Origin of the sequence: uncultured Alsobacter sp. (assembly GCF_945952055.1) — a bacterium.
Classification (GTDB): domain Bacteria; phylum Pseudomonadota; class Alphaproteobacteria; order Rhizobiales; family Beijerinckiaceae; genus Alsobacter.
In genome coordinates this window covers 286,968-307,075 of the sequence record NZ_CAMFHB010000002.1, presented here as the reverse complement: position 1 = coordinate 307,075, position 20,108 = coordinate 286,968, and the positions used below count along the sequence as shown (strand labels likewise).

The 20,108-nt window shown below is 64.3% G+C and carries 15 protein-coding genes and 1 pseudogene; 7 read left to right on the top strand and 9 right to left on the bottom strand.

The features are described 5' to 3' along the window. On the top strand, positions 1-1,389 hold a 1,389-nt coding region (locus Q0Q47_RS02815; protein ID WP_293854058.1), incomplete at its 5' end, for a hypothetical protein. Continuing rightward, positions 1,386-1,982 (top strand): factor H binding protein domain-containing protein, encoded by a 597-nt coding sequence (locus tag Q0Q47_RS02810; protein ID WP_293854056.1) that lies wholly within the window; start codon positions 1,386-1,388, stop codon positions 1,980-1,982. The genes Q0Q47_RS02815 and Q0Q47_RS02810, both read left to right, overlap by 4 nt. Before the next feature lie 184 nt (positions 1,983-2,166). Here the strand turns inward: Q0Q47_RS02810 and Q0Q47_RS02805 are convergent, their stop codons facing one another. From Q0Q47_RS02805 to Q0Q47_RS02780, 7 genes and pseudogenes are all read right to left on the bottom strand, one after another. Continuing rightward, entirely contained in the window at positions 2,167-3,525 is a 1,359-nt protein-coding gene (locus Q0Q47_RS02805; RefSeq protein ID WP_293854053.1) for a porin, read from the bottom strand. 313 nt (positions 3,526-3,838) lie between these two features. Beyond that, positions 3,839-4,615, bottom strand: a complete 777-nt coding sequence (locus Q0Q47_RS02800) for a hypothetical protein (protein WP_293854050.1) — start codon at positions 4,613-4,615, stop codon at positions 3,839-3,841. A gap of 268 nt (positions 4,616-4,883) precedes the next feature. Next, positions 4,884-5,389, bottom strand: a pseudogene (locus tag Q0Q47_RS02795) (serine hydrolase); the annotation flags it as partial. Between the two features lie 79 nt (positions 5,390-5,468). After that, positions 5,469-5,825 carry an HNH endonuclease gene (locus Q0Q47_RS31120; protein ID WP_367278201.1) on the bottom strand — a complete coding sequence of 119 codons (357 nt, stop codon included), beginning with the start codon at positions 5,823-5,825 and terminating at the stop codon, positions 5,469-5,471. After that, positions 5,818-6,993 (bottom strand): hypothetical protein, encoded by a 1,176-nt coding sequence (locus Q0Q47_RS02790; RefSeq protein ID WP_293854047.1) that lies wholly within the window; start codon positions 6,991-6,993, stop codon positions 5,818-5,820. Before Q0Q47_RS02790 ends, Q0Q47_RS31120 begins: the two co-directional genes overlap by 8 nt. A gap of 441 nt (positions 6,994-7,434) precedes the next feature. After that, positions 7,435-8,364: a hypothetical protein gene (locus Q0Q47_RS02785; RefSeq protein WP_293854045.1), complete on the bottom strand. Its 930-nt coding sequence runs from the start codon at positions 8,362-8,364 to the stop codon at positions 7,435-7,437. A 1,422-nt stretch (positions 8,365-9,786) separates the two neighbouring features. Then, a complete protein-coding gene (locus Q0Q47_RS02780) occupies positions 9,787-10,008 on the bottom strand; it encodes a hypothetical protein (protein ID WP_293854042.1) in 222 nt (73 codons plus the stop codon). A gap of 1,188 nt (positions 10,009-11,196) precedes the next feature. Between Q0Q47_RS02780 and Q0Q47_RS02775 the strand changes: the two genes are divergently transcribed. Continuing rightward, positions 11,197-11,730, top strand: coding sequence for a hypothetical protein (locus tag Q0Q47_RS02775; protein WP_293854039.1), 534 nt, complete (start codon positions 11,197-11,199; stop codon positions 11,728-11,730). A gap of 250 nt (positions 11,731-11,980) precedes the next feature. Next, positions 11,981-12,568, top strand: a complete 588-nt coding sequence (locus Q0Q47_RS02770) for a recombinase family protein (RefSeq protein WP_293854037.1) — start codon at positions 11,981-11,983, stop codon at positions 12,566-12,568. Between the two features lie 86 nt (positions 12,569-12,654). On the opposite strand, the gene Q0Q47_RS02765 is transcribed toward Q0Q47_RS02770, so the two are convergent. Next, complete coding sequence (locus Q0Q47_RS02765) at positions 12,655-14,301, bottom strand: methyl-accepting chemotaxis protein (protein ID WP_293854034.1); 1,647 nt, start codon at positions 14,299-14,301, stop codon at positions 12,655-12,657. 1,256 nt (positions 14,302-15,557) lie between these two features. Then, positions 15,558-16,442 carry a tetratricopeptide repeat protein gene (locus Q0Q47_RS02760; RefSeq protein WP_293854030.1) on the bottom strand — a complete coding sequence of 295 codons (885 nt, stop codon included), beginning with the start codon at positions 16,440-16,442 and terminating at the stop codon, positions 15,558-15,560. Between the two features lie 310 nt (positions 16,443-16,752). On the opposite strand from Q0Q47_RS02760, the gene Q0Q47_RS02755 reads away from it, so the two are divergent. From Q0Q47_RS02755 to Q0Q47_RS02745, 3 genes are all read left to right on the top strand, one after another. Continuing rightward, entirely contained in the window at positions 16,753-17,700 is a 948-nt protein-coding gene (locus Q0Q47_RS02755) for a Ku protein (protein ID WP_293854027.1), read from the top strand. Positions 17,701-18,685: 985 nt separating this feature from the next. Continuing rightward, the gene (locus Q0Q47_RS02750) at positions 18,686-19,279 is read left to right on the top strand and encodes a hypothetical protein (RefSeq protein ID WP_293854024.1); all 594 of its coding nucleotides are present in this window, start codon (positions 18,686-18,688) and stop codon (positions 19,277-19,279) included. Positions 19,280-19,298: 19 nt separating this feature from the next. Further along, entirely contained in the window at positions 19,299-20,090 is a 792-nt protein-coding gene (locus tag Q0Q47_RS02745; RefSeq protein ID WP_293854022.1) for a hypothetical protein, read from the top strand. Positions 20,091-20,108 lie beyond the last annotated feature (18 nt).

The following is a 20,108-nucleotide window of genomic DNA, read 5'->3' as shown; positions in this document are numbered from 1 at the left end:
GCCCTGGCCGCCGCGCAGCAGGCCCAGGCGACCGCCGCCGCCGTCGCTGCGGCCGCCAACGCCGCCGCCGCCGGTGCGAGCCTCGATCCCAACGCCACCGCCTCCCGCACGGCAGCCCTGGCGGCGGCGGCAGCCGCGCAGGCGGCGCTCAACGCCGCCAATGCCAGCCTGGCCCAGCCCGTAACGCGGTTGACCAAGGCCAGGGATGGCTTACCGGGGTGGAGGGCGGCTGGGAACTTAGTCCGGGACCGCCAAGCCGTGACCGCGCTGAACCAGGCCCAGGCAGCGCTTACGGCGTTGCAGGCGGCCGGGAACCTCATCCAGGCACGGCCAGCCGTCCTTCAACTGACCGCCGCGGCCAATGACGTGCTCGCGGCCGTGCAATTCGTTCAGGCCCAGTCCGCGATCGTCCAGGCCCGGGCCGTCGACGTGACCACGCTGGTAAGCGCGTCCTTCGACGCGGCGCGCCTCGTTCCGGCGCGCGGTTTCGGCCTCGCCGGCGTGGCCTCGTCAGGGTCCGGCGTGCCCTTCCTCACCGACACGCTGGTCAGCGAGACGAACAGCCTGAACGCGACGGTCACGCCGCTCCTCAGCTACCGGGCGCTCGGGACCGTTTCAGCGGACGGGTTCATCGTCACGCCGGGGATCACGCGGACCCTGCAGATCGGGTTCTCGCTGACGGGGGCGGGGGCCACGCAGTCCTCCACCGTGCTGGTCGCGACCGGGAGCTTCCTGCCGGCCCAGGCGGGCACGGGCAACGACCTGGAGTTCGTCGGTGGCTTCTTCGCGTCGGGCCGCGCCTCGGCGGTGGATGGGCCGTCGTTCGCCACCGGAAGCCTCGCCGGCGCCGACGCCAGCGTGATCGCCGACGCCGACGGGCTGCCGGTCGCCGCGACCTTCGATTCGAGCGGCAGCGCCGGCGGGTTGGCGAGCCCCGCTCCGGCGACGCAGTTCGGGTACATCGCCGACAATCCGACCCCCAACTACGCCGTGTCGCAGACCACTGGGCCGGCCACGGCGCCGGCCGGGCTGGGAGGAGACCGCACGGCGTTGACCCTGCGCGGCTACGTGGCGGGGTCGCTGACCTCGACGCAACTGGGGGCGACACCGGACGCCAACGGCCTGCTTCCTCTCCTGGCCGCGACCCGCCAGGACTTCCAGTTCGCTGGCCTGACGGGCACGCCGGACGATCTCGTGCTCGTCACCGACCCGAATCGTCGACGGCCCGCGCCACGCTGCAGATTCGCAGCCTCGATCCGACCTCAAGGCTGGCGAGCGCCGTCTACCGGCTCGGATCGGACGCCGGCACGGCCGGCAACCAGCGATCGGCCTTCATCGACGACCAGACCTTCGCGCTGCGCAGCGCCGGCGGCGTCAGCGCCACGGTGACGCTGCGCAACGGGACGGTCGCGACCACGAGCGGCGGAAACAGCCAGCTCCTGTTCCCCTGGTCCGCCGTGCGGGCCGGCAATCCCAACGCCGATGCCCAGTACTTCCCGGGCGTCACCCAGTGCTCCTGCCGCTACACCCAGTGGGGCTTCTGGTCGGTCGACGGGACGCGGGGGACGGACACCGACTACGGCAGCCTCAATCCCTGGGTCGCAGGCCAGCTGGCGAGCGTCGGGCAGATCCCCACCGTGGGCACCGCAACCTATTCGGGCCACGCCATGGCGAGCGTCAACAATGCCGGCGCGGTTTACGTGGCGGGCGGGAACCTCAGCCACACGGTGAACTTCGCCACGGGCACGGGGACGGGCTCCATCGCCAATCTGGGCGGGCGCAGCTACAACTTCGCCAGCGCGCTCGCAGCCGGGTCGGTCAATTTCTCGGGCTCGATCACGGGAACCAACGCGGCGGGCAGCCTGCGGGGCTCCTTCTATGGTCCGGGGACACCGCCGGCCGAGATGGCGGGCCAGTTCGGCATCGCCGCCACCGCGGGGCCGGCCTACGCCGCCAACGGAATTTTCCTCGGCAGCCGCTAGCGCTCTCCGCGCAGCAACTCTCCACCGTCGTCATTCATGGTCGTCTTCCGCTCCGGGTGGGCCCGACGCGGAACGCCTGTCTGCTGGTCGATGCATCGCCTCCTCCGCATGAGACAAGGCCCAAAAAGAAGAAACCCCGGTGCTTGCGCACCGGGGTTCCTTGTTCCGTACCCGAAGGTCTGGATCAGAAGTCGCGCTGGAAGCGCAGACGGCCGAACCAGGCATCCTTCTTGAGGCCGAACAGCGAGCCGGCAGCCACGTTCGCCGCGTTGTACACGACGTTCGGGGTGTCGGTGAGGCGCTGATAGCCAACCTCGGCGCCAATGTCGAAGCCCTTAACCGGCGACCAGATCACGTTGGTAGCGGCGGTGAAGGCCGACATGTCCTGCCAGGAGCCCCAAGCGTCATGCTTGCCGTAGGCAAGAGCGACGCCCTGACGGATCGTGGGGGTCCAGTAGTGCAGCAGACCGCCCACGATCGACCAAGTCTTCGTAGTGTGGTCATTGCCGAGAGCGTCGTACACGACGTCCGGCGTCACGATACCGTTCACCGGCGTGTTCTGGAACCCGAGGCCAAGCGACGACCAGCCGGTGTAGCTGTTAGCGCCGTTCGCGTAGGCAGCCTGCAGGAACAGGGCATCGCCCGGGGCAAGCATCGGCAGGTTGACCTTCACACCGCCCTGGATGGCATAGCCATACACGGTGTCAGCGATCGCGTTCGCCGCTCCGAAGAGCACGCCGTTGCCGGCGCGGACCTGGTGAACCGCACCCGACAGCATCGCGGTGCCCCAGGTGCCGGTGTAGTCGAGGCGACCGACGATGTCGGGCATCGCATGACCAGCGTAGGGCACAGCGCCGAGGTTGGCGCCGTTCACGATGAACCCAGCGCCACCGGCCACAACCGCAGCGCCACGACGCTCGGTACCATCTTCAATGGCCAGCGTGGCCGAGAAGCCGCCGCCGAACGTGGCGGTGTAGGCGAGGACGTTGGTCGCGCCGTAGTCCGAGCCGCGGCCGTTGGAGCCGCCGCCGAGGTAGGTCACGCCGCCGAACGGAGCGAACTCGAAGAACGACACCGGGATACGACCAGCGGTGATGCCGGCGAACTGGATGTAAGCCCAGTCGAGGGCCACGTCGGCGTTCGTCGAGCCGTTACCGTTGGAGACGTTGGCGAGGTTCACGCCGTTGGCGTTGAAGCCACGGCCCGAGTCACGCGTGATGTAGATGCCGGTGGTGGCGCGCAGCGGACCCCAATCGGTCGGGGTGTAGCTGTCGAGGCGGAAGTAGCCACGAGCACGGGTCGTCGTCGTGTTCGAACCGCGGGTCAGCGGCTCGTTGTAGATGTAGTCGGCACGAACGCGGCCATACACCTTCAAGCAGGTGTCGGAGCCGGGGACGTAGAAGAAGCCAGCGCCGAACTGCGAGCAGACGCGCACGTACTCGACCGGAGCGGCCTTCTTCGAGGGAAGGTCGGCGGCCTGAGCCCCGGCGACCGCGGCGAAGCCAGCGACCGAACCGAGGAGAAGGCTCTTCATGAGCTTCATTGGTAACCTCCAAAAGACGTTTTCGAGACCCATCGGGAGCGGGCTTGGTCTTCATCCGAACTGGCCCCCGAAGGCCCTCTCAGCGAAGAGTCCCTGACCCCTGCCCACCGGCCCGACCGAGTGGCCGAACCAGAGGTTGCGCCAGGGAGCTCCCTGACACGCCGCAACCATAGATGGTGACGTTCATCACGCAACTATGATGAGGTTTATCAACGTCGAACAACGTGCGATTGAGAGGGACTGTTGCCCGGTTGCAATATTTTGCGGCGCCTGGGGCTTGGCAACCACCGGTTGTTGACCGGGGGTTAACCCTTCACAGCCCTTGCGGCGGCATTTTTCGCCGCGCGCGGCCCGACATGGGCTGCAGAGAGTCGGCACGCATGAGGTCCGCGAGGATCCGGCCCTTCGCGCCCAGCGCGAAACGGGGCTGCTTGCCCGGCGTCAGCGCCGTCACAGGTGTCAGGAGCCCGGTCTGCGCGAAGAATCGGCAGCGGCGGCCGAGGTCCAGTCCGTCCGGGTCCAGTCCTTTCGCCGCGGCGGCCTCGTTGATCTCCCGCACCGATGCGTCGCCGACGGCCGACAGCACCATCACGACCAGGCGTGCCCGCTCGTCGTCCTGCACCAACTCGAAGACCGGGGGATTGAGCTGCGCGATTCCATCGGCCAGCGACTGGTACGAGTGGACGCGTGCGCCTGCCGGCACGAACCAGCGCACCCAGCCGTGATGCAGCATCTTGAACAGCAGCCGCTGCAGCGTCGTCGGCGTGACGCGCGGCAGCCTGGCGGCGAGCTCCGACAGGCTGTGGGGAACGATGAGCTCGTCGATGACGGTCCGGGCGAGCTTTTCCTCGGCGCCGGTCAGGGCTCCGGCCTTCTCCGCATCCGGCTCGGACAGGAGATAGTGGCCGTTCCTGACGCGGCTGCAGACGCCCAGCGACACGAGCCGCCCGATCTGGCGCCGGAACTCCGCGCGATCCCAGTCGCGCCCGACGGTCGCGAACAGATCGTCGGCCTCGTGACTGCAACCGTCACCGAGGGCGCCGAGAAGGCGTTCGACCGGGCTGTCTGGGCTCGCTTCGACGGACATCATGACCTTGATCACGCACGCGGGGCGACGAGCATCAACAGGCAAGCCCGGTAAATTTCAAGGTCGGAGGAGCCCCAGACCGCCCAACGCGCGGCGAGGGTGGGGGGCAACTGAACCAGTCCCTGGTCTTCCGTTCACCGCCAAGCTCTTGATCCGACGGTGCCGCCGTCGCGTGCACTGCCGCGCCGCGCTATAAAAAGGGTTCCATCACGAAACCGTGATCGATCCGCCCGGGGCTCCGCGGCGAGCGCTCTGTGCGGCGAGGGAAGCCTCAGTCAACGATCGCCTGGTAGGCCAGAACCCGCAGTTCGCGGCGGATCGAGTAGGTCGAGGATGGCATGAGCTGGGTGAGGAGGATGACCGCGATGTTCTCCGCCGGGTCGATCTAGAAGGCCGTGCTCGCCGCCCCGCCCCAGGCGACCTCGCCGGGCGTCCCCAGGATCTGCGCGCGGGCCGGATCCAGCATCACCCAAAAAGCCGAGGCCGAAGCCGATGTCGATGCAGGGCGACTCGCTGAAGCGTGAGGTGATCGGCGGTCATCAACTCGACCGTCTTGCGGCCCAGCAGTCTAACGCCGTCGAGGTGACCCTTGCAGAGGATGAACCGGCAAAGGCGCGCGTAGTCCGCCGCCGTCGAGACGAGCCCGCCGCCGGAGGGAACGCGCGGCGGCAGGCGTAATCGGCTGTCCTGCGGATCGTCGGCCAGCGTCAGCGTGCCGTCCGCGCCCGGGACGTAGTTGGCGGCGAAGCGATGGGCCTTGTCGTCCAACACGTTGAAGTGGAAATCGTGCCGAGATCCTCACAGGTTTCCCACACAATCACCGTATCTGCCATGTGCACTGTGCGGAAGAGCTATACTATGATCTTCTCAGGATCTTCCCATCAAAAGTTCTCTTCCACCCGCTGCCTCGCCCACACGGCATCGGCCTTCGCGACCTGACCGCTCCCAAGTGACGAGCTTTCGCACGAGCCGACTTGGCCATGGCCGGCACATCCCGCGTCCGCGTCTTCCCGGAATGGCAAGGCTCGCACAGGACCTGAAGGTTGCAAGCCTCGTCGCGCCCGCCGAGCCCGAGCGGGATGATGTGATCGACCTCCCATCGGGTGCCAGGTCGCAGTTGCCAACCGCACCCCTGGCAATGCCCCTTGGCTTCAAGAAACAGGTCGAGCCGCTCTCGCGTAGAAAGCTTGCGCCGGCGAGTAGCCTCATTCATGCCCTCGCTCCCGCATGTCCGCTCCTGACGCCAGCGGCTCCAGGCGCGCCGAATGCCGGCGTATGATCGCCTCTGCCTTGCGGCCGTCCTCGCTGGATAGTCTGGAAATGCGAGCGGCGAACTCCACGACAATCTCGTCGAGTGTGGCGGGGTCAAAGGCACAGCACAGAGCGTCGTCGAGTAGGGTGAGGTCGTCCTGCCCGGGCACATGGTACGGGGTTGGAGGATTTTCATCGCCAGCACCCTCGGGCTGACCGGGCAAGCCGTTGTTCGGTGCCCGTGCCGCCAAGTCGGGCTTGCGTTTCGCCGCGCTTGACCGCGCCTTGCCTTCACCCAGTGCCCGCGGCCTCCGCACCTCCCAGTACTCGTTGAAGCGACGCCGCGAAGCTGTCGCCGAAGGACGGCGGACCCGCAGATCCATCGACCTGGGCCGTGGCGCAGGCAACGCGCTCTCGTGAGCGCGCTCCGACGGCGGCTCGGCGGCGGTGCCCTCACTGGTCAGAGCCTGCATCGGAGAAACCTCTTCGGCTGAGCAATTCCCCGCCGATGCGTCGCCTGCGGCCGTGATCCAGGGTGGGGGCGGCGCCGTCCCGCGCACCCTGCGCTCAGAGGGTGATGTTGGAGCCCCGGAGGCTTGAGGCCTCGCCGCAGGATGCGCGTGCTGAGGCTCTTGGCTTGGACCCGTTTGGACCACCTCCGCGCCATGATCGGCCTTTGCAACGGATTCCGGGCCGAGCGCCACCATCGGCTGCCAAGTCGGCGTCTCCTCGCAATCGGCGAGTTCCTCCTGGAGATAGAGACCGCCCAATACGTCAGCGAAGACGTCTCGCAACGCAAAGGCCCTTGCCCGCATCTGGAGCATCCGCTGCGGGTACTCGCTCCAGGGACCTGCCTTGCCCCACAGCCTGGCCCTTTTCGCATCCTCGACCGAGAAGGTTCGGGTGACGACCTGCCTCTCGCCGCGGCGAAGCACGGTGCAGGACGCAACCCACAGCTCCGGCGTGTCTCCCACGACGACTTCGCTGACAAAGGTCGCGAGCCCGCTCGCCTGCACCAGTGCAAGCGCGCCGTCTCCCCAGATCGTGGGACGGCCATTGACGACGGCGATGCGCTGCAGCGCCTGCATCGGAGAGAGCCCAACTTCCAGGCCGTGCAGAATTGCGATCATGCAGGCCTCCGGCGTCTCCATCCCGCGCGGTGCCAGCCGTGCCGCTACGACGGCACGCCCGAGCTGGAGAGCCTCGTCGAGCGAGGTGGGCACGAGGGGGCGAGGCCGGAGAACAGTCCGTGGGAGCGCCCGGCGCCGCGGACTGGGCGACGGCTGTGACGCTGCAAGCGGCGGTGGCTCCGATGCGGAATCCGCCTTGTCGGACCGGCCGCTGCCGTCCGCAGGAAACAGGCGGCGCGACTCAGGTAATTCAAGGAAGGGCAAGCTGGAGTTGGCGCTCATGAACGTCGTCCTCCGCGTCGGAGGTCCTCTGGTTGATGTTGCGGGATGCCGGTCACATTGGGTCGGGCAGACCTTCCCCGTGGGCCGGCCAGCGGCCGCCCCTCGATCGTGATGGCGTTGGAGTTCGGGAGTGAGTCGGACGCCAGCGGCGCCTCTGGCTCAGGCTGCGACCTGTGCCTCGACCAGAGCCGCGCCAGGAACGCGCTTGCCGGCAGCGAAATCGACCTCTGCAAGGCGCAGCATCACCTTCTGGACCGCCTCATCGTTGTAGAGGCGAGCGTCCCGGCGATAGTGGGCGACGAAGGCATTGCGGTCGGTGACAGAAACCCTCTTCGACCGGCGCAGCGCAACCCGCCGACCGGTGGTGCCGGCCTTTGCCCCTTGGCCGAACCCCGACGAACCCTCGTCGGCATCGGCGAGGCGCTTTGCCTCGGCAATGAGGAAAGGCTCGAGCGCCTTCTTCATGGCCTTCTTGGCATGCTCGGCCGCACCGACAACCGGCTTCCACCGAGCGTCGATGGCGCGCCCCTGCTCGAGGATGGGCTTCTTCTCCGCCGAGCGGGTCTCCTCCGCCTCCCTCTCCAGCGCAGCGAAGGCCTCGGCATAGTTCGCGGCCCGGTCAGCATCGACCTGCGTCGAGACAGTACCGGTCGACGTCAGCCAGCCCGAAGCCACATCCCAGAGGACCGAGATCTTGAGGCGCAGCGTGTCGGCTGGATGGCGCTCGGCGACGGAATCCGCGCCCGTCAGCACCTTGCCGACGCCGTCCACATTAGTAGGTCCACCGTTGTGCCCGATCCCTGGCACCACGATGTCCTCAGGCCAAGGCTGGCCCAATTCGGCGACAGCAACATAGGTCTCATAGGACACCGGGTGCATGCAACACCACGTCCACACGGCCGACGGCTCGACGGGGAATCCGTCGCGAAGGGCGTGGACGCCGCTTTCGTCGCGCCAGATTGCGACGGGCATGGCTCGCTCGCCTCCGCGCGCCTTGGTGCGGTAGAACCCTGGCTGCGGATCATTCTCGTGGATTGGCCGGATGCGGCCATCAAGGGCGTTGCGCCAGTGTGCGAATGTGTCAGACATGTTCAAGTCTCCTCTCCCACCTCTCCCCGGTGTGAGATAACCATGAATGTCACAAAATGTTACGTCAAGGATTATTTTTGTGATAACAGGATCACAAATTAGAGCGGCGCGCGGACTACTGGGTTGGTCTGCCTCGGACCTAGCTACCAAAGCAGGGACCACGCGGTTTACGGTCCAGCGTCTTGAACAGCATGACGGGATCCCCCCTAGCCGCTCGCAGACGCTGGCCGACCTACAGCACGCTTTCGAGGAGGCCGGCGTAGAGTTTATTGGCACGGAGGCCGAGCCTGGCGTCGCGCTTCGTCGCCGTTCCGACCCGCCGGGGTAAAGCGAATTCCGCGTCGACCTCAAAGGGGTGTACCGACGGCGCGGCACCGCAAATTGGTCGACAGGATTCCGCCGAGCCGCTCGCAAACACTGCCCGACCTCCGGCGCGCTTCGAGGAAGCGGGAATTGTCTTCTCCGGCTCCGTCGAGGAGCCGGGCGCGGCATGGCGTCGTCCTAGGGAGTCCGTCTCGGCGTCGGATTAGGCGACATGTCGACGAGGTGAAGGACCCGCCTCGCCCGCTTTGGCGGCGCGTTCCCCTTCCGCGCCGTCGTCGGTGCAGGGCCCGCGCCTGGGCGCGGTGGGTCGGGAGCATCGTCGACCTGAGGGCAAAGGACAGGCACACTCGGCAATGGGTCGTACGAGAGGTAGTGCGACTCGCGCAACGCCGAGAGTGCCTGAGGTTCCTGGCGAAGCTCCGAAGATGTTTGACAAAGGGAGGCGTGGCTCCGCCGCCCGACGGCGTTCACGCGGCATCGCAGCAGCGTAGCGGCCGAGCCCCGATGCGCCTCCGGACCCGGCCGCCAACCAGCACGAGAACCGGCGTCGTTTGCGGCCTCACACTCCTGCGTTGTTAGCAGGCCGGATCCCTATACCACAGATTTAGGGCTGTGAATTTTGGACACGACCTCGGCTACGGCGTGACCCTGACGGGGATCTAACGAACTGTCGGGCGGGTTCTGACCGGTTAGCCAACATATTTCGATTCCTGTTGCGGCCGGGATCACGCCCTGATCCATCCTTCAGACGTCGATGGTGCTTATCACCATTTCGATCTGAACGTGCGGCACGTAACGCTCACTCAAGCCGTCGGAGACGAAAACTCCTTCGGCTTCGCCTATACGCGCTACCCTCGGCATGTGCTCGAGTGGAGCGATGCTCCCGGCTTCCCGTATACGATCACCAGGTCGAGCCTCGATCTTCGGAACAAACTGAACCGCTGTCATTCTCGTCCCCACCGTTGGATGATGAGGACAAGCTACGAGCCCTTCGTTCGAAAAGAGGTGCTATCGCGCACAAGTGTCAGCATCCAATGGGCTCACCACGTCGTGGATGGGACCAAACTGCCGCGGCAGCGATGCGAAGCGCGGCCTGCACTAGCAGATCGCGTTTACAGTCCATTTGGTGAAGCAGCCGAAGCGGTCCCGAACGAGAATCGATCCATACGTTGTAGGCCACGGCTCACCCTGGATGGCACCAGCCCTCTGGGCAACAAACTGTACGCCGTCGTTCAGGCTGTTGACGACCAGCGACATCGCTTCTTCCCCCGAGCGTTCCGTGTCGAGACCGACCCTTATCTCTGAGACCAAGAACTGCATGGCTCTGCTCCCTTAAGCGCGAGTCCACGTTTGCACAGTTGATGTGACAGTCCGCTGATACCCCGGCTTGCGGGGCCTGAAACTACAGAGGGGGAACAGGGAGCGCACAACTCAAGTGGGTCGGATGCGCCCGGCTATTAGCGGAAGATGCGGAGCTCTCTCGACAGCGTGGCGATTGTGGACGAGAGCGATGCCTGCAACTCCTTGCGCATGGGTCCGTCCAACGCGACGAAGTCCGCTGCAATAATCACAAGAAGGAAGAACACCATTCCGCGCATCGCTAATCCGCAGGGCTGGGGCGAGGACAGTTAGCATCCGATTTCGGCATTAATGGCTGGCCCAAGGCCAGCAAAAAAAAAGCCCTCGCCACTCTTTTCAGCAGCAAGGGCTTGACCAGGAGCGCAAACCCTCACCGCGAGGCTCGGTGCGTCGTGCTCTGAAGGTGGGTGGCACCATAGCGAGAATCTAATCCCGCACTATGGCGTAGGAATGCGGACGTCACCGCTCCGCTCAAGCAGCATCCTTCGTCAGGGCCAGGGTAGGTTCATCTGAAAAAGCGAAAGTACAGCGCCAGTGCTGAAGAAGATCGCTCCCCAGGTGGCCACCAACACACGTTGAAAATCACTTTCCGTGCCTCGCCTTGCCAGTGTGAGAACGAGCAAACTCGCGGCCGCCCCAACAATCGCGAAAGCGACACCGACACCGATAGCCAAAACCTGGAAATATATCGGAGATGACAGGAACGCCTGCATTGCGGCACCTCACCTCCGGTCAGGATCTCAGCGCTCGATTGTGCGATTAGGGCGAAGCGGCCGAGCTTCGATGCGCGCGAGGCCCGGCCGCCGTACGGCAAACCGGCATCGTTGGCGGCCTGCACTCCTGCGAGTTGCGCAGGCCCGCATCGACTACCACAGCCGCCGCCATGATGTGAGCCAGACTTACCGTCAAGGGCTTGGCGACGCTCGTAAGGGTCGGGGGCGAAGGCCCACAGCGGGGGATCAAAAGCCGGCTACCTAGTCGAACCAGCGATACCGGGCGGCATTGTTACTGCACCTGAACAGGAGGTGCCCATGTACGGTTGGCTTATCCCGGCTTGGATTCTAGGAGCTCCGTTCGTCGGAGCTATATTCATGCTCATGACGGATCGTCCGTCTCACCGTCGCGATCCGCTGCCCTGAGAGCGTTAGGGTGGGCGAACCAACTTGGCCGGAAAACTGGACGGCTTGGAACGCTTCTGCGGTTCATTGGTTGGTTCAGTACACGAAGAATCCACCCCCGAAAGCCCTGTCAGAGCATCACCTCTGGCAGGGCTTTTGGTTATTTCTCCTCAAGTATGTGAGCAGCAGCTCGGGCGAGCGCTTCAGCTCCGGCGATCTGGGAGGCTGGAGCGCCGGCGCCCCGCAGCTCCTCAACAGCGCTCATAAACTTGGCGAGGATCCGGGCCTCTTCGTTCGGGTCACGGTTGTCGTCATCGTCCGGCAAAGGAAGGGCCGCGGGTTTCGACAAGCGTTCAGGGGAGACAGCCCGGACAATCTTTTCGACTTTAGACAATGGCACGAGACGTGGGTGCCCCGCGTCGTCAGTGACCACCAAGCCACCGGCATCGACGCGTACGACCTTCGGCATCCGCTCAAAGGCAACAGCAAGCCCTACCTCGCGCACCCGGTCGCCTGGCCTGGCTTCGGCTTTTGGGATCAGCTGGACGGCACTCATATGAATTGAACTCCGATGGTAAGTCTTTTGACGCACCCTACGCAGATAAGTTCTTCAAACCTAATTATATTCTGAGGCTGGGATAAATCGGACGCATCACGGTCTGGATCTCCTCAAAGGGGACCAGCCGTTCCCGGTCCCTTCGCGTACGAAAACCCCGGTGCCGCCGTCCAGCCGCATAACTAAGCGAGCGTTTTCGTAGGAGTTTCGCTCGCCCGCGAGTGTCACGCGGTCTCCGGGCCTGATTTCTGATTTCGGAATGAGTTCTGCCCCCGCCATCGATGCGCAGCGCGCGCGTGCCGACCTCGAGCGCTTCTCCGCCGATCGCGGGATGCACGTCGCTGCCTTCTATATCGAGAACGAGAGCGGCGCCTCGCTGCAGCGGCCAGAGCTGTTCCGACTCCTGGCCGACTGCAGGCCCGGTGACATTCTCCTCGTAGAGCAGGTCGACCGTTTGTCGCGCCTGACAGCCGGCGATTGGGAACGGCTGAAGACCGAGATGGCGAAGCGCCGCGTCCGTGTCGTCGCCCTAGACCTGCCGACGAGCTGGATGATGGCGGAGGTGAAGCCTGACGATTTTCAGGCTCGCATGTTCGATGCGATTAACGGAATGATGCTGGACATGCTCGCCGCTGTGGCGCGGAAGGACTACGACGACCGCCGGCGGCGCCAGGCTCAAGGCATTGAGATGGCAAAGGCAGCTGGCGCCTACCGGGGCCGGAAGGCCGACGAGGACCGACACGCTGCTATCATTGCGATGCTGAAGTCCGGACAGACTTGGTCGACAATCCAGAACGCCACAGGCTGTTCTAGATCGACTTTGGCGCGCCTTCGCAAACGGGGTTGATTGGTTTGTGTGGCAGCAGCCTGGCGCAGCGCAGCGTCAACGAGTCCGAAGCGTCACCCTCTCCGGCAGAATGTCCTTAGCGCCGGTCAACGGATCAGCGCGACATCAGCCAAGAAGCGGTCGAGGGCGCTACGCTGCATCGCCGTTGTGACAGCCACTCCGGCGGCCTGGTCCAGCGCCGCTCGCGTGGTCTCCTTGGCGGCCGCGGCTGACGACTTGGTTTCGTCCATGTGCCGGCCGAGGTCCTCACTTGCTCCCAAGAGTGAGCTGATCCGCAGCCGTATGTTGCTGGCGATGCCGCGTTGGCGGTCGACCGCGTTGCTGACATCGCGCCCGGCGCTCGCAACCTGGGCAATGCCGATCAGCATGGACTTGTGAGTCTTGACATTGCGCATGCTGAGCGTCTGGATCAACGAAATGTAGCCTTGGATAAGGGCTGCGGCTTCCGACGACTGCGCGGCTAGCAACTTCACCTCGTTGGCGACCACCGAGAAGCCGCGGCCAGCTTCTCCCGCGCGTGCTGCCTCAATGGTCGCGTTGAGGGCGAGCAGGTTGGTTTGGGCCGCGATGCTTGTGATCAGCGTGGCGGCCTTTCCGATCCTCTGCGCTTCCGAAGACAAGCCTATAATCGTCTCATCCGCTTCGGCTCCAAGCTCGACAGCCCGTGCCGCGGCGTCGGTGGCGTCCGATATGCGAAGCTCGACCTCAGTCATGCTGTCGGCCAGCGCTCGCAGTTCTACCTCTATCGCCATCGTCTCTCCCGCCGCTTGCAGGAACACATTGCCGGCCGTCGTAGAATTCTCATCTGTCTTAGCCGCATACCTCGCGACCGTCTGCGCGGCCTCTTCCATGGTTTGGGAGGCCTGTTCAGCTTGTAGCGTTAATCGACGGATGTGGGCGTCAAAGTCATGCACTCTCAACTGCAGGGCGGACGTCTGCTGCTCTGATGCCTCGCGGCGGGCGACCTCGGTATCGGCCCGCATTGACTGCTCCACGAGAAGGTCTCGAAGCATCGACACTCCGCGCGAGAATGCGGCGAGGTCGCCTTGAAGCCGAGGGATGTCTGGTGAAAGATTGCCGCTCACCAACATTTGCATGACCTTAATAAGGTGACGCGTGCGCTTGCTACGCTGCCTTTCCCAGGAGTACGCGACGGCGAGCAGGACGATGGCTAAAGTGATCGCCAGCCCAGCGAGTTCCGCGTCCCATGTAAGCAGTCCACTAGCATCGAACTCAGGCGGCTCGGTCGCCTTTTGAAGTTCGAAAAGCCGCGACAGGACAGCCGTGACTTGCCCGGCTGTGGCGGTGCTCGAGTTGGAATAGAGTTGCGCGGCCAGGTTCTTTTGCCCACTGTCGGCGAGTTCCTTTTGCTCTTGGTACTCGCCCATATAGCTCGCCCACGCTGCACGGGCTTGGCGAGCGTGCGCCTGCTCCATCTCCGCCGCGAGCATGGACCCGAGATTGATCAGTTGAGTCGATATCGCTTGTTCGAGGGGAACGAGATCGGGATCAGTCTCCGGGCCAGAGAGGAGCCGTTGCATGGCCAAGATGCGATGCTGCCCAACGGCGTTCTTTGCGCTGTGGAGCAGATACATCATAGACGTGGCATTTCGCGCCGTCGCTGCGACGGCACTGCGCCGCTGGCTTAAGGCGATGAACGCGATGACGCAGGAGCCGGTCATCAGCAACACGACGGCTAGCGCGAACAGGCGAGCGGGGGAAAGACGAAACATCCGACGGCAAACTCCAGACTCCGCCTTAGTACAATACGAAGCTTGCCTAGAACGTTACCGTGACAGGAATGGCTTGCTGAGCTGCAGCGTCCAAAGAGGGAGCGATTGTTGCGCGGCGCCACGTGCCCCACTCTGCGCCACCGAAAAGCAGAGTGGCACTCACGAATTGCGTAGCCGATGGTACAGAGCCGCAATTCTCACGTGTTGATAACCGAAGCTCGGAAGTGACCGGTCACGCTTAGCAGCTTTGAAACGCCAGACGCCCGCCGCTAAGAAACGACGGGCGCCCGGCCATGCGCGCGACCGGTCGGACGAAAAGTCGCCCGGTGTGGAAGAGGTCGCGCCCCTCCAGACCGCAGGGAAGCACAGATGAGTTGCCCTTCCGTTACCCGGCCGGGGCGGAGCCTTGCCTATTAGAGAAAAGCCCCTCCGAGCGACACTCGGCGGGGCTAGTCTGTGCTTAGTGTAGGGGCGCAGCGACAACGCCGAATGTCCTGCGTTGTCCCGCGGCCCTTATTGGCAAGCGATCAGGATGCACGCCTGCACATCGGCTTTGATGGTGACGACGCCAACCAGCAATCCAGCCGCGAACAGCAACAGCACAAGGGTCATCTCCCGTGTTGACATGGCACGCTCCTGAGCTGGACAAAATGTCGCAGCCTGGCAATCGTTCTATGTACGACGGACGACACCGCAACAACGTAAGTTTCCGCCGGCAGTGCCGATTGGCCGAGAGCCCGGGCAGCGGAGGTGAAGGTGGCAGGGGCAGAGATAATCCCCAAGAATGAAATCAGACCCGGTGATCGCGGTTGCCTGGTAGGAGAACGACGATCCTACGAAAACGCCCGGGTGGTCACCAAGCTGGAGGGCGAAACTGGGGTGCTTGTTCAAGAGGGCGACCGAGTACGCTTTGTGCGGTTCGAGGATATCGACGTCGCTTTGAGGCCAATGCTAGGCGGTCGGTGACACGATGCGGGGGGCTGTCGGGTCGGGTTGACATATCCAGCTTCCGCTATTCGCCGGACCCCCGGACGTTCGATGGCTCGGCGGCACTTCTCCCGGGCGGAAGGGCCCGAACCGAGACGCCGCGCGGGGGTTAACACCAGTTCGAGGCGGTTCGCGGGGGATACCGGGATCTCGCCCGGTCGCGCATTGGTGGGAACGACTCTCACCTGACTGGCCAGTCGGGAGTCATCCCGTCCCGCTCGAGGGCATTGGGAATTCCGCACTCATTGCACGTGTTCACGCAACAATTATTAGGCCGCGCCTATCGTTTTGCTTCTCAGCTGGAGCCTGCAAAACATTGCCTGACGCCGCGCGTCGGCCTTTCCCTCACCGGCCAGAGCGTCCCACAGCCCTATCGCCTCAGAAAAGCGCTCCTGAGCCGAGAGTAGCAGTGCCAAATTATGTCGTGCGTCAGCGTGGCCAGGGTCGGCGCGTAGTGCCGCACCATAGAGTCCTTCTGCCTTCTCCGACGAACCCGCCCGCCGATGCAGGATCGCTGCGTTGTAGAAAGCATCGGCGGCGATATCTCGGTCGCGGACCGCAGCCGCTAGGAAGGCGACTAATGCGTCGTCTGTCCTACCAATTGAGCTGAGAACGTTGCCGAGATTGAACAGACATTCCCCGTTCTGGTGATCGAGTTCGGCGGCCATCCGATACAGCCGTTGCGCTTCGTCTAGATCTCCTTCGGCCTCCGCATCGGCCGCCGCGTCGAATACCTCCTCGAAGCGCAGGCGAGGTTCACACAGGCGGAGTTCGAGCTGCCCGTCTATGCCGACGTAGTCGTCACCGTGAACGCCGGCCAGAGCGCCCCAGGGCGTTTCCGTGAGGGCGGATGTCAGGCGAACTCCCCGGGCTCGGAGGTCGGCTCCCGTTTGCAAAACGGATTGAAGCGGCGTGCCTGTGTCGAGAAACCGCCGAACCTCACGCGCAACTGAGATGTCACGAAATGGGTAGTCATGAGGACCGTCAATTACATCAAAGGCGGACAGCTTTAAAATGGTCTCTACCGGCAAGCCGGAATGAAGGGAGAGGCTCAGGGCGTTGAACGGGCGTGCTTCCTCAGGAAGTGGGGGTTCAAGGCCAAGTTCCCGACGGAAGGACAGCTCGCTCAAGACGGGCAGAGCGAAGGCCGCCAAGTTCCCGACGCCCCACGTGGAAGCACAGGAATGCGCCACCACGCAGAGGTCCGCCGACGATGGGCTCCTGACGACCTTCGCTCCTCGCCACTCCGCGAGGGTCGCCGCTCGCCGGGCGGGAAGCCCCTTTAGACGTCCTCGGATGTGAATGCGCGCTTGAAAGATCATGGCTGACACATGCACCGACTAGCCGGTCTCAACCACTGAATCCGCGAGTTCTCCCCCGGTTCCACAGCCCCACTGGTCGAGCTTTGCCGGAACGATTCGCAGAGCCTCCGGTTGAGTCGCGAATTCTAGGGAGTTGGAGTCAATGGCCCCGCGCGCAAACTGGAAAGGATATCTGAAGCTGTCGCTGGTTTCGTGCGCGGTGGCGCTTTACCCGGCGTCCAGCACCGCCAGCCGCGTCTCATTCAACACATTGAACAAGAAGACGGGAAATAAGGTCAAACGGATCTATGTTGATCCACAAACCGGCGAGGAGGTCGGCTCAGAGGACCAGGCGAAGGGTTACCCGGTCAGCAAAACGGAGTTCATCACTGTCACGGACGAGGAACTCGAGGCAGTGAGGATTGAGAGCTCCCACACAGTCGACATCGAGAAATTTGTCCCTCGCTCGCAGATCGACCCTCGGTTCATGGATGCGCCGTACTACATAGCGCCCGACGACAGGGTCGCTCAGGAGGCGTTTGCAGTGATCCGCGACGCAATGGCAAACAAGGATGTCGTCGCCCTTGGGCGAGTGGTGATATCGCGGCGAGAGCGCGTGATCATGATCGAGCCCTGGGGGAAGGGGCTGCTCGGCACCGTCCTGCGCTATGGGTACGAGGTCCGCAACGCTGAGACATATTTCGAAGACATTCCATCCCTCACGATATCGAAGGACATGCACGACATGGCGGAGCTGATCCTGCAGCGGAAACTGGGGGAATGGAATCCGGCAGAGTTCGAGGACCGGTATGAGGAAGCCATCACGGCGCTGATCAAGTCGAAAGAAGCGGGTCGCCCAGCGGCGGCACCGGCTGACGCGCCGCGGCCGAGCAATGTGGTAAATCTCATGCAGGCGCTGCGACAGAGCATCGAGCGCGAGAAGGCAGCCGAGCAGCCGCGACGTAAACCTGCGCCCGAGCCCGCCGCCGTCGTAAACGAAAGAAAGATGGCTCCATCAAAGCCTCGCAAGGGCAAGGATGTCCCGTCTCCTGCGGCCAAGGATGCGGTCATGAAGCCATCAGGCCGCACCGCTGCTCGCAAGAAAGCCTGACAAGAACCTGGGACACAAAGGCCCTTTTCGGAATCACCCATGGCCAGAGCGAAGACGAGTACTTCGAAGAGCTGAGCGGCCTGCCGCCTCCGTTGGAAAATGGCAGTCAGGTAACCGCCAGAGCTAGCGGCGCATCCGGACAAAACTGCGCGACACCTCCGGTGAGAGATTGCGGCAGACGTCGTCCCAGCAGAGCTCAGGTCGACTCTCCATGCACGATTTTGCAAACTTGAGGTGCGCTAGACGGAGCCATACTTCTTGGAGTTTCAGCGATGTCATCGATTCCGCGCTTTAGGCGCTACCGACGCAATGAGCGCTCAGCCGGCCCAATGACTCCCGACGATGAGATCCGGTTCATCCTTGCCCGCTACGACGATGGCGCAATCCCTCCCGCCATCTTCATTGGGCCTGAAGAGACGTGGCCGGATTCCACCGCGGAATCCCTATTCAGCCTAGTATCGGGGAAGGCGGATTCCGCCCGAAGATAAGTGGGATCCTGCCCACAGCATTAACCCCACGAGATCAGCCACAAGACAGGTGGGATCTATCCCAATGTTGCCAGCCGCGGTGCTATCTAGCGTCGATCTCCTAGTGCGCTCGCATTTTTCTCAATAATAGGGTTGACAATCACAAAAATATTAAACCTATTGTACGACACGCTCTCGCTGAAGACGATGATCATGCCGGGAAGGCGAGAATGGAACCAGGGGCAGAACGGCGCTCGACGTCGTGAACCCCTGAGCAGTCATCGCCGGTCGTCCCGGATGCCCCAGTCCGGTAGCGCTTCCACGTTACTGAGTGGACTTGGGCCAAGGCTCGACCCTCTCCCGGCATCGCGCTGCCCCTCACACATGGGCTGTGACGACAACTCTCGATCCAAGACATCATGAACGACCGACCCTCTCACTCTTCCGCGTCCTCCTCCTCTCCCTCCTCCCCCTCTTCCGACGCCGCCTCCTCCTCTTCGACGTCTGCGGACGCGTCGATGTCCGGACCCGCCACCGCGCCCGTCCCGAGCCAGCGCATGCCGGACGACCCGCCCGGCTCCATGCGCCCCCGCACGTTCGAAGAACTCCTTCAGAGCTGCCCCGAGCCCTACAAGGAGGTTCTCGTCGGGTCTCTGACCGATCCCGCCGAGATCGCCGTGTACCGCGCCGAGATCTTCTTGCACGGCATGGAGATCACGCCCCTGCTGCCCCATGAGTGGACGCTCCTGCGCGACATCGGCGAGATGGCCGTCGAAATCTGGCGCTATCGCCGCATTGAGGCTCAGCTCCTCAACGAGGGTCGGCGCCAGGTTCTCGAGGCTCTCCTGGTGAAGGGGGACTGGGACCTCGGCCAGGCCGTCGCCCTCGCCAATGCCGATGTCGCGGGTGACGCCAGGTCCAGGCAGCAGGTCGACAAGTACCTGTCGCGCGCCCACTTGACCCGCCACGTGATCGACGCCCGCGCCCACGAGCGCCATCCGCCCGACGCCATCCACCGCATGATCAGCGACGTCAGCAAGCGCCGCGACCGCCTCGTGCGCGAACTCCATTCCGGCAACGGCGTCCACGCCAAGCGCTCGAACCAGACCTGACAGGCGGGCCCGGCACCCCATGCCAACATCCACCGATCGTCCGTCCACCGCGTCGGGCCCGGGCCGCACCGGCCGAACCGGCCCCCGCACCGAGGCCGGCAAGGCCCGTTCCAGCCGCAATGCCCTTCGACACGGCCTCGCGGCGCGCCGGGACACGCCGCAGGACCTCGCTCGCCACGCCGATGCCGCGATCCGCCTGTTGGCCGGCATCGCAGGAGGCCGCGGCAACGACCCGGTCCCCGACGACCTCATGCGCGAAATCCTCGCCGCGCTGGGCAGCATGGGGACCGATTTCCTAGCGCGGGCCCTCGCCTTCGTGGCGGCCGACGAGCAGCTCAAGTTCGCGCGCCGCGCCAAGCGTGAGGCCCTTCTCGCCACCATCGCGGTGCTGGCCTTCGATGCCCTCCTGCAGCAGAGCTACGACGACCTCGCCAAGGCCGCCGATCGGCACGCCCACGAGGGACTGGACCGTTTGGCTGCGATCGACATGCGCGGCGAACGCAACATGGAGCAATTGGCGCACCTGATGCGCTCGGCACGGAAAAAGGGTCGCGGCCGCAGCGCATCCAGCGCCCGTACTTTCGGGGCTCCCACCGCTCAGGGTGCGGGGTGCATCGATCGCGACAGCGCCGCGGTTCTGAACGCCATCGAGGACATCGTGCGCCTCGACCGCTACGAGGCGCGCGCCTTCACCGCCCGCAGCAAGGCGCTGCGCAGGCTGCGCCCGATCCACCTCGTTCTCGCCGACATCGTGGGTCGCGCCACGGGAGACGACGAGCCCGACATCGCCGTGCAGGACGTCCTAGCGTGACGGTCAACAACGATGGCC